The organism is Cohnella panacarvi Gsoil 349, assembly GCF_000515335.1.
Lineage (GTDB): Bacteria > Bacillota > Bacilli > Paenibacillales > Paenibacillaceae > Cohnella > Cohnella panacarvi.
Window position 1 is genome coordinate 757,840 of sequence record NZ_KI911563.1, and the last position, 15,577, is coordinate 773,416.

Genomic DNA, 15,577 nt, shown 5'->3' on the forward strand with positions numbered 1-15,577 from the left:
GACCCCGCATGCCCGCGGGACCGGAGGCTGTATCGCGGCCTACGGACAACGATTTGCATCGTTGCAGTACTGCTCCAGCATAGCCGCGATAAGATTTCGTTCGAGCAGTTTCAGTTGTTCCAGGCGATGATCGATTTGACGCAGCCACTTATCGTGCGACGTGATCATAAACTTGATCTTCATATTGCGAATCGTCAGCGCTAAATTTTCGGCGGCTAGATAACCATCCCTAACCTCATCGCTGAATTGGAAATGGCCCTGTTCGCGCATATAAGCGAGTCTACGGTTCATTAGCTTTTTGTGTTCCCATATAATGTAATACGGCCTTGGGTCGAGCACTAGCCGTTTTCCCTCTTGCAGATCCGCCCTGATCCGGCGCCTGAGCTCGTCATAGATGTTCATGCCGTACACCCAGCGGATTCCGGAATTGATCTGCGACGCGCCTAATCGTTCGGACGAATCTTTGGATTGGAGGAAATCCTCCAATTGATCCATGACCCATCTCAGCCTGAAGTCGGTTTGGTTTTTTCGCAGCTCGTGAATTTTAATCAAATAAACGAGTTCTTGCGCCGGTTCATTAGGATCGAACTCCGTTTCCGCAAAAGCTTTTTCCATCAACTCGTAAGGGATAGTCCGGGTTCCGTATCGCTGATCCGCGAAAAAGCCGGAGATATAGAACACTCGCTCGATGTCGTCGTACCCGTAAACCATAAGCGCATGCGTATAGGAATGATTACGGTATGCAAGCGTCTCCGGGACATAATAGTCGTTCACATACGTCCAAAAATAATAACCGTTGTCGATTTGAAACCGAATAAAGTCGATAATGTCGGGCGAAAAATGATTCACCGTTCGGCGTTCGATCCGCTGAGACCCATGCAAGCATGGAATGACGTCATTTTCCGGTTGAGGCGTGAAGTAATCGATAAACAGATCGGCAGACATCCTCAGTTGGACGAAATTACTGTAAACCCACTTGAGCGTATCCGAATCGGTGTGCATAACGGATAAAAAGTATGATAAATGCGCATAGGACGTAATATCGGGTAAAGCGAAGGGCAATACCCGTCTGGCGCGCATAACAGACCTCCTTTGTACTCGGATTTTCGATACGTTAATGCGTCCGTTCCTCATTCCCATCCCACTTGATATTAGAGGCTTCATACTCGTCCAGCATTCGCGCGATCGCGAGCGCGTCATTCTCTTTCAACGCCTCTAGACGTTCGACGATCTGCCGAGCGAGCCTGGCGTCCCGGGTCATTAGAAATTTCAAGAACAAGTTCCATACGGACAGCGCCTCTTGCTCCACCTTCCTGTACCCTTCCACGACCGCATCGGAGAACGAAAAATACCCTTGTTCGGCCATGTAAGCGATCCGCCGGTTCATCATCTTCTTGTGCTCCCATAACACGTAAAGCGGGCGGTGGTCGATCCCTTGGCTATCCGACAGCAGCTCCTCCTTCGTAAACGGAACCCGCAAGACGTCGTAAATGCCGAGGCCGTACACCCTGCCCTGGGGCACATTGGGCGCCAACGCGCCTTTGAGGTAGCCGGACCTTCTGGCATGCAGATAATCGCTAAGCTGTTCCATGACCCAAGCCAGCCTGAATTCGCATTCCGCTCTTTTTTTCTCGTGAAGCTTGAACAGAATGACGGTGTCCTGCTCCGTGCTTTGCGACGGCTGCTCCACTTCCTTGAACGCTTTCTCCAACGTTTCGTAGGGCAGCTCGCGCATGCCGTATTTTCGCTGGGCGAAAAATCCGGCGACGCTGAACTTTTGCTCCGTATCGTCGTAGCCGTAGACCATGAGCGGGTGAGTGAACGATTGATTCTCGAAAGCGAACGTATTCGGAACGTAATACTCGTTCACATACGTCCAGCAATAATAGCCGTTGTCGATTTGAAACCGGACAAAATCGACGAAGCTGGGCGAGAACCGGACGATCGTCTCCCGATTGACGCGTTGCGAACCGTGCAAGCAAGGAATCATGTGCTGTTCGGGACCCGGCGTTAAATAGTCCGTGAACATGCTTTCCGCATCCATGTGCAGTTGAACATAGTTGCTGTACACCCACTTCAACGACTGCGGATCGGTATACATCACGGACAGAAAACAGGTGAGGTGCGCGTACGATACAATGTCGGGCACCACGATGGGCAACATTTTCCCGGGGGACATTAACTCCCTCCTTTCTCTCTTGTTATATAAAAAAAAGGCTCGATCATCAATCATCTGCAAAAAATGACTGAGATAAGCCCCGTTTCATGTAGAATTATAGATCAATAGGCAAACTCCCGAAACACCCGGCGGTATTAATCCAGCTTATAGATGTCCCGGTATTTCCGCTCCAAGTAGTCGCACAGGTACGTCGACTGTAAAGGCCTGCCGCTTATCCTTTCGATAATGTCGGCCGGATCAAGCAGCTTGCCGTACTTGTATACCCGCTCCGTAAGCCACTCTTTGAGCGGCAACAGATTGCCCGCCGCGATCTGGCCGTCCAGCTCCGGCATATGCTCGCGCGCCGTAGCCATCATCTGGGCGCCGTACATATTGCCGAGCGAGTACGACGGGAAATAGCCGAAAGCCCCGCCGGACCAGTGTACGTCCTGCAGAACGCCTTCCGCGTTCGTGGACGGCGTTACCCCGAGCGCCTCCGTATACTTCTTGTTCCACGCCTCCGGCAAATCTCGCGGATTCAAACCGTCGTTGAACAGCATTTTTTCGATTTCGTACCGAATCATAATATGAAGGTTATACGTGAGCTCGTCGGCTTCGATCCGAATAAGAGACGGCTGCACGACGTTAATCCCGCGGTAAAATTGCTCCGGCGTCACGAGGGCGAGCTGATCCGGGAATTCCTTCTTCAAATCCGGCAAGTACCGTTGCCAGAAGCCGAGGCTGCGGCCGACGACGTTCTCCCATAAACGGGACTGCGATTCGTGAATGCCCATCGAAGTGCCCGTCGATAGCGGCGTTCCCGCGAGCTCGGGCATTATGTTCTGCTCGTACAGCGCGTGGCCGCCTTCGTGAATCGTGCCGAACAAGGCGCTCGTCACGTCGCTTGGCAAGTATCGGGTCGTAATCCGCACGTCGCCCGTGGACAGCCCCGTCGCGAACGGATGAACGCTCTCGTCCAGCCTGCCGGCTTCGAAGTCGTAGCCCATCTCTTTCAGAATCAGCTTGCTGAACCGTTTCTGGGCCTCTTTGTCGAACGTTCCTTCGAGGAAGGACGTATCCGGTTTATGCTCGGATTTCGCGATCGCATCCGCTAGCGGCACGAGACGCGCGCGCAACTCGCCGAACAATCGGTCCAATTCCACGGTCGTGAGGCCCGGTTCGTACATATCGAGCAACGTATCGTACGGAGTCGCCTTCGCTCCCCACAGCTCGATGAATTTGCGATTGTAGTCGATGATTTGCTCCAAGTACGGAACGAACCCTTCGAAGTCGTCGTTCTCCTTCGCTTCTTCCCAAGCCGACTCCGCTTGCGAGGTTAGAACCACGTATTGCTGATACATATCCGGCGGTATTCGGCGGTTCCGCTCGTATTCTTTATTCGTCTCCGTGACTAACCTGCGATCGATCTCGCTAAGCGTCGCGAGCTGTTCCGGCGCCGTCAGCTCGGCGAGAAGCTCGCCCATCTCGGCGGAAGTCGCCAGCTTGAACGATTCGGCCGACAGCGTCCCGACGGCTTCCGACCGCTGCGCGATGCCTTTGCGCGGCGCGCCGGTGCGCATATCCCAATAGACGACGCCGAGCAGCTCTTCGAAATGTTTGATTCGGCCGGTTAACGCGCGGAAACGCCGCAGCGCGTCCGGCGCGGACGTAAGGTTATTGTTGTTCATCGACAACGCACTTCCCTTCGGCATCGGTTTCTGTTATGTAAGCTCACACCTTGGATAAAGTCTCCTTGATCATACTCCCCGTAATCTTTATAATCAACACATGCATGAAGGCTCACGAAAGGAGAGCGATTCGAATGTTCATCGAATGGAGCGACGGCGCGGTTCGAGAGATCGAAGCGCGATTCGGACCGGAAACGAAGCGTTGGAAGCTCGTCTTCGATTCCGAAGGGTGCGGCTGCTCGGTCGACGGCGTTCCGACGTTCTGGAACGTAAAGAGTCCCGATCCGGAAGACGTCCGGATCGGCAGCAATTCCGGCGAAGTATGGGTCAAGCCTCAGCATATGATCTTTTTCGAAGACCGGCTTCGCGTCGATTACTTGCCCGAACATCGCAGCTTTAAGCTGGCGAGCGACAGGCAGACGTATACGAACCGATTAAAGCTTGAGGATCGAACGACCGTTCCGAAGTAACGGCCGTTGCAGGAAACGGAGGCATGTCATGCGCAAGATCGATGAAATTATGGCGTTCAACGAGCAATTCGTCGCCAACAAGGCTTACGAGGAAATCGAACGGAATTATCCGGACAAGAAGATCGTCATCGTCACCTGCATGGACGCGCGGTTGACGGAGCTGTTGCCTAAGGCGATGGACCTCAGGGACGGCGACGCGAAAATCATCAAAAACGCCGGAGCGATCATCACGTCTCCGTTCGGCAACATTATGCGCAGCATTTTGGTAGCCCTGTACGAGTTGAACGCGCACGAAATATTCATCATCGGACATCTGAATTGCGGAATGACGGGGATCGACCCCGAGACGGTCGTGGAGCATATGCTCGAACGCGGCGTGCCCGAACAGACGATCCATACGCTTCGCCATTCCGGCGTCAGCCTGAACCGCTGGCTTACCGGCTTCGACAGCGTGCGGGAAAGCGTCGAGAACAGCGTGGACATCGTTCGCAATCACCCGTTGTTGCCGCCGAACACGCCGATTCACGGACTTATTATCGATCCGTTGACGGGCGAGCTCGAGAAAGTCATTGACGGGTATCGGTATTTGGAATCGATCGGCTAAGCGCTTTCCGCTTGACCGACTGTTCTCTCGCCTCGATGACGTCGCTGCGGTCTCTAAGCTTATGACGATGAATGACGGAATCCCCCGCCTCGCTCCCTCGTATCCCCCATGGATAACCTAAGGCAAGGCTTCTGCTCCGCGCTTGTTCAAGCAAGCCCGAGTCGGTGAAAGGCAAGTCCAAATCTTCATAAGCGATGACCGGGCTGGCGCTCCAGCGGCGATACGTGTCGCCGAGAAGCTTCTTCAGCTTCGCGCCGTCGATGCCGATCTCGCCGAATCGGATGGGATCCGTCTCTTCCGCCGCCTTGCCCATCAGCTTGAGCGCGCCGGTCCGATTGCCTCGGCGGGCATGGTACTGAGCGACAGCGATGCGGATGAGCACGAGCCAACAGCCGAGCTGCGGCGAGCCCGGATGCTCCTTCCAATGCTCTTCCATGATCTCATGGCATTCGAAGTAGTCTCGCGAACCGTAATATTCGGCTAAGTATTGAATGTATTCGTCTGGATAGGATGATAGGGATGGCATCATAACCTGTCCTTTCCGCTTCTATCGTTGATGACTCTCTTGCAACAAGCATAGCTCAATTCACGCTCGTTATCACTCCACAATTTTCTTGCTCGATTAACGAAACCGGATGCGACCAGGCACGTATTACTACCCATTAACATCTTCTAACCTACTGGAGGACAACAAACTCATGTGGAAAAAAGCATTATTGATCTTCAGCCTATTCGCGTTCACGATCGCCGTAACCGTTCCAATGGCAAGCGTTGACGCCAAACCCCGTTCGTTCAGCTCCGGCAAGAAGTCGTTCACGAAGACGCCTTCCAAATCGGACAGCGGCGTTAGTCAATCCTCGACGACGAAGTCGAACTCTGCCTCGACGGCCGGCACGACGGCGAACCGCGGTTTCTTCTCCGGCGGCAGCTTCATGAAAGGCATGATGATCGGCGGTCTTGCAGGTCTCATGTTCGGCAGCATGTTCGCCGGAATGGGAGCGCTCGGCAACTTCTTCGGCTTGATTATTAACGTGCTCGCGCTGTTCGTTCTGTTCGCGGTGTTCCGCGCGATCTACGATCGGTTCAAGAACCGTCGCCGTCAGCCGCATGACCCGAACACGAACGGCCCTCGCTGGTAATCTCGATGCGGTTATCGATGGATGAGATCGTCAACGCCGTATGCTTGCATATGTCCAAGCGGCACGAGGTTCCGGTCGACAGCGTCGAAGTCGAGCTGCTGTACGACGAGGAACAAGGCTTCAGCGCGGAAGTGTGGGTGCAAGGCCGCAGCCGGTTTATTATCGAAGCGAACCTGAAAGAAGCGATCATGCAGTATATGCTCGCCGAGTACGATCAACGCGTCTTTCCTTCGCAAATTACGCTCGACGTCGAAGACGAGATTTGGGCGGATATCGCCTAATCGCCACAAAAAACCGTTCCTAGAAGCCGTTATCGGCTAGGGAACGGTTTTTTTGCGGCGATCATCAAGATTCGAACAATTTCTGTCCGATATATTCTCCTTGCCGGATGCCGCCCGGGCAGGCGAACATGCCGCTGGCAATATGGAGCGTGTATTCGTTCAGCTTGTCGTTGCTTTGCATCAGCTTCAGCATCGGAATAAATTGCTCCTCCGGATTGCGCTGGTAGCTGATGAACAAGAGTCCCGCGTTAACGTTGCCGGTTCGAGGATCGACGCCGTCCGTATAAGAGTACCCTCTCCGATGAATGAGCTGCTTGGACTCCTTGGCCAGGCGGACGTGCGCCGTATCCGGGAGCTTCGAGGCATCGACTTCATCGAACTCTCCTTGTTTGCCGTAAGCCGCGCCGGACTCTTTATACCTGCCGAACGTGTCCTGTTGCTCCGCCATCGAAGAGCGATCCCATACTTCGAGCAGCATTCTGATTTTACGGAACGCCATGTACGTGCCGCCTCTCATCCATTCCGGCTCGTCTTCGCCCGCCCACACGACTTGGTCGAAGCCTGCGGACGTCTGGTGCAAGACGTTCGCCGTGCCGTCCTTGAAGCCGAACAAGTTGCGCGGCGTCGTCCCCGGGCGACCGCTAATGAATCCCTCGTTAAGCCAATTCAGCGTAGCCGCTCCGGTCGACAATCGGATGAAGTTGCGGATCGCGTGGAACGCCACTTGCTGATCGTCCGCGCACACTTGCACGATAACGTCTCCTCCGGACATTGTCGCATCCAGCTTCTCGCGCGGCATCCTCGGAATATCCTTCAAGTAGATCGGCAGCTTGCCTGCCAGCCCATAACGGTCCCCACCTCCGACGCCGAATAAGGAAGGCCCGAACCCGAAAGTTACGGTGAGTCCGGACGCCGGCAAATCGTAAGTTTCGCCGGTATCGCTAGGCGGCAGCATCGGATTGTCGCCCGTCCGCATCGAGCCTCCCGACGTGCTGAGGTCGCTGAACTTCGTCCAATCTTTCATCAGGCGAATGACGGCGGCAAGATCGGCAGCGACGATCTTGAAGCTGGCCAAGTACATGTACGTCTGCTGCGGGGTAACGATGCCTGCTTGGTGCTCGCCGTACATCTCGACTTGTTCTCCCTCGATATTCCCGTCAACCGCCTTGTTACGGTCCGAACCGGTTGCGCGTTCAATGACCTTCATGCCCGCTCCGCCTACGATTAGTCCGACGCCCGCGACCGCTGACATTTTCAGAAAATCAAGCCGGGACATTCCGCCTTTGTTCGATTCCTCGCCCATGGACATTCCGTCCCTTCCTTTGTGGATTATAGAATGCTTGCCGTCTGGGACATCAGCGTGGACAATACGCTCAGTTCGTCGCTGATCTCGCGAATTTGCTCGGTCGTCAGCTTATCGTAAGTGACGTATTCCCCGTTCTTCTGGTAGGCAAGGAGCACCTGCTCCATCTTCTGGAACTGCGTATCCAATTGGCTGCCCAAATCCGGATTTTTCTCGTTCAACGCCGGAATGATCGATAGGTACACGGTTTTAGAGCCTTCGACGTTCGCCGCGAAATCGACTAAATCGAGGTGCGAGAACACTTCCTCCTCGCCCGTGATTTTCGACGTCGCCGCTTCGTTAAGCAGCTCCATCGCGCCGGCTACCATTCCTTTCGGTTCCAGCTCGAACGAGCTTACTTTCTGCTGCAGCTCTTGAATGTCGGCAACTAACTGGTCCGCGTATTTATCCATGCCTGCGAGCGAATTTTCCGCCCACAACGCTTTTTCGATCCGGTGAATACCCGTCCATGCGCCAATATCCTCTACGTCCGCCTCGCGCGCGTCGATGCGAGGATCCAAGTCCCCGAAGCTTTCGGCGATCGGCTCGATTCTTTCAAAGTTGACGCGGGCTTGCGGATACAGGCGCTTCGCTTCGTCGATATTGCCGGCTTTGACCGCATCCGTGAACAGCTTCGCCTGCACGACCATTTGGTCCGCTTGCTCCTGCACGTACTTCTTATAGTTGTCGACCGCCTGAAGCAGCAACTCGGACGTATTCGCCGTCGTCGGCTTCGCGTTCTTCAACGCGTCTAGCGCGCCTTGCAGCTTGGCTGCAGTGACCGTCAGCGCTTCAAAATCGACTTTGTCGTAGGCAGACGCCGAGAAGATCGGCATGACGTATTTCTCGACTTCCACGTATTCAAGCGGGAACGCCTGGCGTACCGAATTTTCGTAGGCAAGCCACGCATCGTTCACCGATTTGCCCAGCTTCTTGACTTCGTCCGCGTTCTGGCTGCCGATCGCTTCCTGAAGCTGCTTCGTCACTTCCTGCAGCTTGTTCGTACCTTCTTGAATCGCGCTATTGTCATTCGCCGGGGTTTCGGCGTGCTGAGCGCTAGCCGGAGCGGCCGACTCGGCATCTTTGTTATTGCCGCAAGCGGCCAGAGTCGCCGCGAGCAAAGCGAAAATGCCGATGTATCCTAGCTTGGAGAACCGATTGTCCGTACGTGCGTGCATGATTCCAACACTCCTCATTCTAATTAGCATGAAGCCTTATTTATATTTTTGAGCCGTATGGCGAACGCGCTGCAGAACGATAACGGATAATCCCGCCATTACGAACAATAGCTGCGGCAACGTGCTGTACCAAGACGGATACAAACTGAAAGACGCTCTCTCGGGCAAATAATCGTCCACCGTAGAAGGGACGATTCCAGCCATTTGAAGACTGTGGATCCCCGAGCCCATGAATTTAAAGCATAGGTAGAACACGATCAAGCTGGAGACGAGGAATACCGGACGGATCGGAAGCCGATTCCCGCCCTTGATGATCGCGAACGCGACGACGGCGAGAAGGCCGAATCCGGCAACGATGCCGCCGACGAGAGACGTGGCAGGCATTTTACCCGCCATCCCGATCAGGAAGATGACCGTCTCCAGCCCCTCGCGCGTAATCGCGAAAAAGGCGATTAATGCGAGAGACAACATTTTGCCGCCGGATATCGCCATGTCGCTCTTCGTCTTGATCAACCCGTTCCACCGTTTCACGTCGGAATTGCGGTGCAGCCAGTAGCTGACATACAGGAGCATCAAGCTGGCGAACACGCCGGTCCATCCATTGATCAAAGCGTTGTTCCGGCCGAACGCGCTGGAGGACAACAATAGCGCCACGCCGAATCCGACGACGATGCTTAGCGCGACGCCGGCCATCGTGCCGTAAGCGACCCATCTCTGCGCCGGCTTGGAGTTCGACTTCTTCGCGAACATGAGCAGCGTGCCCACGACGAGCAGCGCTTCGATTCCTTCGCGAATCGGAATCAAGGCCGCATCCCACCACGAATATTGGGCGTCGATGAGCGGCGACAGCGACCGGATCATCCGATCGACGACCATGGACGCTTCTTCCGGCTTGCCCTCTCCGGACAAGTAGGCGTCGAGCATCACCAAGTCCCGCTCCGAATCGCTGTATACGGACTGCGATTGGCTGACGACGTCACCTTCGACGGTCAGCCATTGACGTTGTAACAGCTTCGTTTCGGACCTTGCCTGCTCGAGCTCGCCTCGGTCGATCAAGTCCCCTGTTTGACGGAGCTTCAACACGTAGGTGCCGAGCGACAGGTTCGTCTTCCCGTCGTTCATGACGAACGCGCCTTCCGCGTACATTTGCAGCGAAAATCTCAAATCGGATGCGTGGGTCGCCGCTTGCTTCGAATCTTTGATTACGAACGAAAGCGATAAGGCGGCGATCTTGCCGTCGATCTCGAGCGCCATATCGAGCGATTGCCGCTTCGCTTCGGCTTTGTTCGCGTTCCACCATTTCTTAACGGCCGAGAATGATTCCGAACCCTGCTCTATACTCCCTGAATCCAGCTGCTGGATCATTCGCTCGGTTTCAGCGAGGGCGTTGGTCGTATCCTGTACCCCCGGTTCGGCGTACGCTTTCCCCTGGATCGTCTGCATGCTCGAGATCAAAAGCATTATTGCGAATAGTATCGTTAGTCGATTGAAATGCAGTCGTAGTCTGCGGTCCCCGTATGGCATTGTCGACCGTCCCCTTACCGATATCGTGTAGCTTTACCGTACAACTAATTGATAATAATTATCAATATCAAATTATATCAGCCTGATGACGCCCGTCAATGAAAACCTTATAAATTCTAAATATTCGAAGGTGTATTCGTTCACATTTATCTCACAATATTCGAACGTTGGAAAAAAAAGAGACGAAGCGCGCTCGCTTCGTCTCTTCGTCATGAAATCGGATGGTCGTATGCTTCGCGGCTTACCAAGCGTATGCTTTCGGCGCGGAACCCCCGGGACCCGGGAAAATCTCGTCCAGACGCTTCAACGTCGCTTCGTCGAGCTGAATGTCGACGACGCGCAGCGCGCCTTCCAGCTGTCCGAGCGTTCGCGGGCCGATGATCGGCGCGGTCATCGAAAGCTGAACGAGCGTCCAGGCAAGCGCAACGTTCGCTTCGCTCTCGCCGAGCTCGCGGCACAGCGCCTCGAACGCGACTAGCTGCTCGCGGTACCGTTCCGTCCGCTCCGGATTGTTCGCGCGCTTGGAGCCTTCGATCGGCTTCAGCGCATGACCGCTTAGCAAGCCTCCGTCGAGCGGGCTCCATGCGATGACGCCGATGCCGAGCTCTTCTGCCGCAGGCAATACTTCCAGTTCAGGCAGCCTGCACAGCAGACTGTATTTATGCTGCTCGCTCACGAGCCCGAGCATGCGGTGGTTGCGAGCCTCGTACTGCGCTTTCACAAGGTCTCGGCCGGCGAAGTTGCTGGAGCCGACGTAGCCGATCTTGCCTTGGTGCAGCGCCACGTTGAACGCCTCCCATAACTCGTCCCAAGAGACGTTACGGTCGACGTGATGCATTTGGTATAGCTCGATATGATCGGTCTGAAGCCGTCTGAGGGAGCCTTCCAGATGACGGCGAAGCTTATAGGCGGACAATCCGGCTTCTTGGTTCGGCCCGTCGTTCTCGTCGCTCATATCCCCGTAGAACTTCGTCGCAAGAACGACGCGTTCCCGGCGATTGCCCCCTTGAGCGAACCAGCGGCCGATAATTTCCTCGGTTCTGCCCGCGTTCTTGCCCCAACCGTAAATGTTAGCGGTGTCGAAGAAGTTGATGCCCGCATCGAGCGCCGCGTCCATGATGCGGAACGACTCCTTCTCGTCGGTATCGACGCCGAAGTTCATCGTCCCCAGACATAGCTTGCTGACCTTCAGGCCGGACCGGCCCAGTTGACTGAATTTCACTTTCCTTCACGCCCCTCTTCCGCATGATCGAACCTTCATCATTGTATCGAATTCGAATTCCAAACACAAAACGGCCTCCTCGTACGGACTTCTATCGCATAACGCCCGCCGCGATTGGAGAACGTAACTTCAGTCCACCGAGTTCCATCTTTGAATCGGCAGCAACTAACCACGAGGAGTGCATACGTTATGGGAATTTTAAGCGGCAGTCCGAAGAACGAGCCATTGCATTACGGGGAAGCTTACGATGTTTGGCAATTTTCGATGGGCGCCAAAGGCTGCGTGTCGGTTTATCGCGCGTTAAGCTATCATGCGGGAGACAAGGATCTGAAGAGTCTCGTCGGAGACATGATCAATCAAGCGGAGTTGGAAGCCTCGGAGTGCGACGAGATCTTGGTTCACAACGGGCTCGTTCCGTCCTTAGGCTTGCCGGATCGCCCGGAAGCGAAGCTCGAGGACATCCCGGTCGGAGCCAGATTCTCGGATATGGAGATCGCCGCGATGCTATCGGCGGATACGGCCGCCGGGCTAGTCCTGTGCAGTCAAATCATGGCCAAATGCATTCGCGAAGACGTCGCGGCTTTGTTCGCGAAATACCATGCCACGAGAGCGGCGATCGGATTAAAGGCGCTCAGACTAAGCAAGGACAAGGGTTGGCTGATTCCTCCCCCGCTTGTGTTGGATCGCCCGACGCGCGAGGAATCGAAGAAGTGAATGAAGAAATAGGTGGCTCGAGGATCCTACCTCTGCAGCCGCCTATTTTATCCGTTCCCTTTATTCGCTCGGTGCCGGTTTCCTGCTAATGGACGTCAGATCGAACGCCTCTTTAGGAATCCCTAAATCGCGGGCCATCTTCTTCTTCATCACCATGGCTTGCCGCAAGCTAGTCGCTTGGAATTCAAGCGTCGTGCCGGCTTGATCCTCGAACGCGTAATAGCACTTTTTGTTGGACATGAACGAACTCCCCTTCCGTTAAGTCAATACCCTATGCCGGGTTAGTATGCGTACGAACGAGCCTATGCACACATACATCCGTTTTCCGCCTCAACTGCATGGAGTACAGCTCGTTATCACAATATCGTCATTATCTAATGTTAATAAAAGAGGTGTCACTCGAGCCGATTCGACTTTAGGACACCCCCTCTTAAGGTTCGCCGATAACTTCCTCGCAATCGTTGAATGCCGCGAACCGTTCTACCCGTTCGCGCAACAGCCTGCGGAACTCTTCGTCCGTCTCCTCCGCGTCCTCCGGCCAGTACCGGGCGACGTTAAGCCGCTTCGCCTTCTTGTCCGCGACCAGCTCGATGCGTCCGACGAGCGCGTCGCCGTACAGTACGGGAAGAACGTAATACCCGTACTTTCGCTCGGCGGCCGGCGTGTAAATTTCCCATTTATAATCGAAATCGAATAAAGCCCGGATCAACTTGCGATCCCACATCAAGTTATCGAGCGGAGCGATGAACTCTACCCGGCGATCGTATTCGAGCTTGTCGGCGAGCGCCGAACGGAGGAGCGGTTCGTCGTTCGCGCATGCGTATAGCGGTTCTGATATTCCTTCCACGGCGCAAGGAATAATCGCTTCTTCCGCAAGCAACGACGCGAACGCTGCTTTACGAGCCTCGGCTTTCAATCGGTCGATCCCGAGCCAAGCGTCAGACGGCTTATTCCACAGCATTCCTACGGAACGGATGCGCCGCAGCACCATCCACCTCGCGAATTCCGCTTCCGTCCGGTTCGGGTCCGCCGCGCATAGAATAGAGGGTTCGATATAGTCTTCGGCGAGCGCGTAAGACTTAATCGTTCCTCTCTTGTGGTGAACGATCAAATCCCCGCGAAAATACAACGTCTCCAGCGCCGCTCTCGCCAGCGTCGTCGCGTTCCATGACCAATCGACCGTTTCCTTCAGCGGCAAATCCTTCGCGCTGACCGGACCGTTCTCCCGAATGAACCGCTTGACTTCTTCCGCTACCGCGTCGACTTTGTCGCGGCTTCGCCCATGCTTCCGGTAAAGCTCCCGGGTTCTCTCGAAATACGGCCAGTCTTGGACAGGGAAGATCGCCAGCATTTTGTCGAAGTAATCGACCAGCTCTCTGTCTTGATACAGAAGCTCGCTAAGCATCTCCTTCTTAAATCCGCCGATCCGGGATTGAAGCACGAGCTCGGCGTTCTTGCCGCATACGTCGATCGGATCGAACTGAATGCAGCCCGCTTGTTTCGCGAATTCGCATATGCCTCGTTTACCCGCGAATTTGTAAGCTCCGAGCAGTCCATGCTTAAGCAGAAGGAACTTGCGGGCTTGCCCGCTCGTCATTCGATATTCGCTCATTCTATCCCTGCTGCCCTTCGATAACAATAAGCAGCACCGCGGCGGCAAGCCCTAAGCGCCGATCCAGCCGCTGATTCGTATCGAGCGAGAAATCCAAATTCAGTTTTCCGACGAATGGATTCAAGTCTTGCTTAAAGAACGCGACGCGTTCGCCGTTCATCTCAACATGGAACTTCTGCGGGATGAGATTGGTCAGGAACCGTCTGAGCAACGCCATCCATGGGCTGTCTTCCTTAATCAGCCCGACTTCCGTCTCGCTTCGGTCCAGAATGACCCACTCGTCCTTCAGCATCGACTTCATTCCTTTGCGGCGGAGCGATCCGAGATTCTCTCCGGTCACGGAATCGACCACGTCGTAGGTAGCCGAGAAGTCGATGACGCTGCGCGCCTGTATCGACAGGAGCTCTTCTTGCATCGTATCGTCGGAGAACAGCCGGATATCTTCCTTCAGCTTGAACGCCTTCATTTGCGAGTACAGGATCGGTTGGCCGTTGCCGTCGAAAATATCGATTTTCGCTCCCGCCAACGTTAAAATTTGTTTTCTGACGAGGTATTGCGTATGCGTGAACTTCGGATTCATGGAAAACCTGGCCTCCTACGCGTCATTTGCTTCTATCCAAAAATTCGACAGACGGCCGGGAACTCCTTCCGCACGCCAAAAGGAAGAGGCGTTCTCTCTTCCTTATCCGCACCTCTTCGCTTCAATCGTACACCATGTTTTTGCCGTAGAAAATTTCGTCCATCTCCCATTTGACGCTTTTCTCGATCTCAAGCTGATCTTCCTTGCTCAGAGAGTCGGCCGTATAGCCGAATAAGTAGTTATTCAGGTCGAATTCCCGCAGCTTGCATTTCGTATGAAAGATATTTTCCTGGTAAACGTTCACGTCGATCATCTGGTACATGTCCTTAACTTCGGGCGGGATGTAGTTCTGGATGGAGCTAATCTCATGATCGATGAACAACTTATGTCCGTTAATATCCCGCGTGAACCCTCTTACCCGGTAATCCATCGTCATAATGTCGGTATCGAACGAATGAATAAGGTAATTCAGCGCTTTCAGCGGCGAGATCTCCCCGCAAGTCGAGACGTCGATATCGGCTCGGAACGTGCTTATTCCTTCGTCCGGATGATACTCGGGATAGGTGTGCACCGTAATGTGGCTTTTGTCCAAGTGCCCGACGACGGCCCCAGGGAGAGGCCCGGGAGATTCCTCGAACGATTCGCTCGGCTCCTGCTCGATCGGCCCCTCCGACACGAGCATCGTGACGCTGGCGCCTTGCGGCTCGTAATCCTGCTTGGCGATGTTCAGCACGTGCGCCCCGATAATGTCGGCCACGGATTTCAATATCGCCGTCAGCCGGTCCGCGTTGTACTGCTCGTCAATATACGCTAGATAGGCTTTGCGTTCATCCTTCGTCTTCGTAAAACAAATATCGTACATGTTGAAGCTAAGCGATTTCGTTAAATTGTTAAACCCGTGCAGCGTAATTCGTTGCTCCGTAGTTAGAACCATCCGCGCGCTCCTCCCGACGTTTCGCCGCTTTGCGTACTATCGCATGTTAACCGTTAGGATGCGATCAAACGGAGGGATTTATGTTGAATGTCGGAAGATGTTCGCATGACTGTTCCCGTGACAATCGCAAT

At 54.5% G+C, this 15,577-nt stretch carries 17 protein-coding genes; 5 read left to right on the plus strand and 12 right to left on the minus strand.

All coding sequences use genetic code 11. From position 1 onward, the window contains the following. Nucleotides 1–39: 39 nt before the first annotated feature. The 3 genes from COHPA_RS0103530 to COHPA_RS0103540 form a co-directional block, all read right to left on the minus strand. Entirely contained in the window at nt 40–1,080 is a 1,041-nt protein-coding gene (locus COHPA_RS0103530) for a hypothetical protein (protein ID WP_027084819.1), read from the minus strand. A gap of 34 nt (nt 1,081–1,114) precedes the next feature. Continuing rightward, complete coding sequence (locus COHPA_RS0103535) at nt 1,115–2,179, minus strand: hypothetical protein (RefSeq protein ID WP_027084820.1); 1,065 nt, start codon at nt 2,177–2,179, stop codon at nt 1,115–1,117. Between the two features lie 134 nt (nt 2,180–2,313). Then, complete coding sequence (locus tag COHPA_RS0103540; protein ID WP_027084821.1) at nt 2,314–3,846, minus strand: carboxypeptidase M32; 1,533 nt, start codon at nt 3,844–3,846, stop codon at nt 2,314–2,316. Nucleotides 3,847–3,980: 134 nt separating this feature from the next. Here COHPA_RS0103540 and COHPA_RS0103545 point away from each other — a divergent pair, with 134 nt between their 5' ends. Further along, nucleotides 3,981–4,316, plus strand: a complete 336-nt coding sequence (locus COHPA_RS0103545) for an iron-sulfur cluster biosynthesis family protein (protein ID WP_027084822.1) — start codon at nt 3,981–3,983, stop codon at nt 4,314–4,316. 28 nt (nt 4,317–4,344) lie between these two features. Beyond that, a complete protein-coding gene (locus tag COHPA_RS0103550) occupies nt 4,345–4,920 on the plus strand; it encodes a beta-class carbonic anhydrase (protein ID WP_027084823.1) in 576 nt (191 codons plus the stop codon). Here the strand turns inward: COHPA_RS0103550 and COHPA_RS0103555 are convergent. Beyond that, nucleotides 4,883–5,446: a DUF309 domain-containing protein gene (locus COHPA_RS0103555; RefSeq protein ID WP_035119992.1), complete on the minus strand. Its 564-nt coding sequence runs from the start codon at nt 5,444–5,446 to the stop codon at nt 4,883–4,885. The two genes, COHPA_RS0103550 and COHPA_RS0103555, sit on opposite strands and share 38 nt — an antisense overlap. Nucleotides 5,447–5,618: 172 nt before the next feature. Between COHPA_RS0103555 and COHPA_RS0103560 the strand changes: the two genes are divergently transcribed. Beyond that, a complete protein-coding gene (locus tag COHPA_RS0103560) occupies nt 5,619–6,059 on the plus strand; it encodes an SHOCT domain-containing protein (RefSeq protein ID WP_027084825.1) in 441 nt (146 codons plus the stop codon). A gap of 17 nt (nt 6,060–6,076) precedes the next feature. Beyond that, nucleotides 6,077–6,340 (plus strand): DUF2653 family protein, encoded by a 264-nt coding sequence (locus COHPA_RS0103565; protein ID WP_027084826.1) that lies wholly within the window; start codon nt 6,077–6,079, stop codon nt 6,338–6,340. 64 nt (nt 6,341–6,404) lie between these two features. Here the strand turns inward: COHPA_RS0103565 and efeB are convergent, their stop codons facing one another. From efeB to COHPA_RS0103585, 4 genes are all read right to left on the minus strand, one after another. Continuing rightward, a complete protein-coding gene (gene efeB / locus COHPA_RS0103570; protein ID WP_035119993.1) occupies nt 6,405–7,643 on the minus strand; it encodes an iron uptake transporter deferrochelatase/peroxidase subunit in 1,239 nt (412 codons plus the stop codon). Between the two features lie 26 nt (nt 7,644–7,669). Next, on the minus strand, nt 7,670–8,860 hold the full coding sequence (gene efeO, locus COHPA_RS0103575) for an iron uptake system protein EfeO (protein ID WP_027084828.1): 1,191 nt from the start codon (nt 8,858–8,860) through the stop codon (nt 7,670–7,672). 36 nt (nt 8,861–8,896) lie between these two features. Further along, nucleotides 8,897–10,384: an FTR1 family iron permease gene (locus tag COHPA_RS0103580; protein ID WP_027084829.1), complete on the minus strand. Its 1,488-nt coding sequence runs from the start codon at nt 10,382–10,384 to the stop codon at nt 8,897–8,899. A 241-nt stretch (nt 10,385–10,625) separates the two neighbouring features. Then, the gene (locus COHPA_RS0103585) at nt 10,626–11,606 is read right to left on the minus strand and encodes an aldo/keto reductase (protein WP_027084830.1); all 981 of its coding nucleotides are present in this window, start codon (nt 11,604–11,606) and stop codon (nt 10,626–10,628) included. Between the two features lie 189 nt (nt 11,607–11,795). On the opposite strand from COHPA_RS0103585, the gene COHPA_RS0103590 reads away from it, so the two are divergent. After that, entirely contained in the window at nt 11,796–12,320 is a 525-nt protein-coding gene (locus COHPA_RS0103590) for a DUF3231 family protein (RefSeq protein ID WP_027084831.1), read from the plus strand. A gap of 60 nt (nt 12,321–12,380) precedes the next feature. On the opposite strand, the gene COHPA_RS0103595 is transcribed toward COHPA_RS0103590, so the two are convergent. The 4 genes from COHPA_RS0103595 to speD form a co-directional block, all read right to left on the minus strand. Then, on the minus strand, nt 12,381–12,560 hold the full coding sequence (locus tag COHPA_RS0103595; protein WP_027084832.1) for a hypothetical protein: 180 nt from the start codon (nt 12,558–12,560) through the stop codon (nt 12,381–12,383). A 190-nt stretch (nt 12,561–12,750) separates the two neighbouring features. After that, nucleotides 12,751–13,932 carry a winged helix-turn-helix domain-containing protein gene (locus COHPA_RS0103600; protein WP_027084833.1) on the minus strand — a complete coding sequence of 394 codons (1,182 nt, stop codon included), beginning with the start codon at nt 13,930–13,932 and terminating at the stop codon, nt 12,751–12,753. A 1-nt stretch (nt 13,933) separates the two neighbouring features. Beyond that, on the minus strand, nt 13,934–14,512 hold the full coding sequence (locus COHPA_RS0103605) for an LURP-one-related family protein (protein WP_027084834.1): 579 nt from the start codon (nt 14,510–14,512) through the stop codon (nt 13,934–13,936). 121 nt (nt 14,513–14,633) lie between these two features. Beyond that, nucleotides 14,634–15,446: an adenosylmethionine decarboxylase gene (speD, locus tag COHPA_RS0103610; protein ID WP_027084835.1), complete on the minus strand. Its 813-nt coding sequence runs from the start codon at nt 15,444–15,446 to the stop codon at nt 14,634–14,636. Nucleotides 15,447–15,577 lie beyond the last annotated feature (131 nt).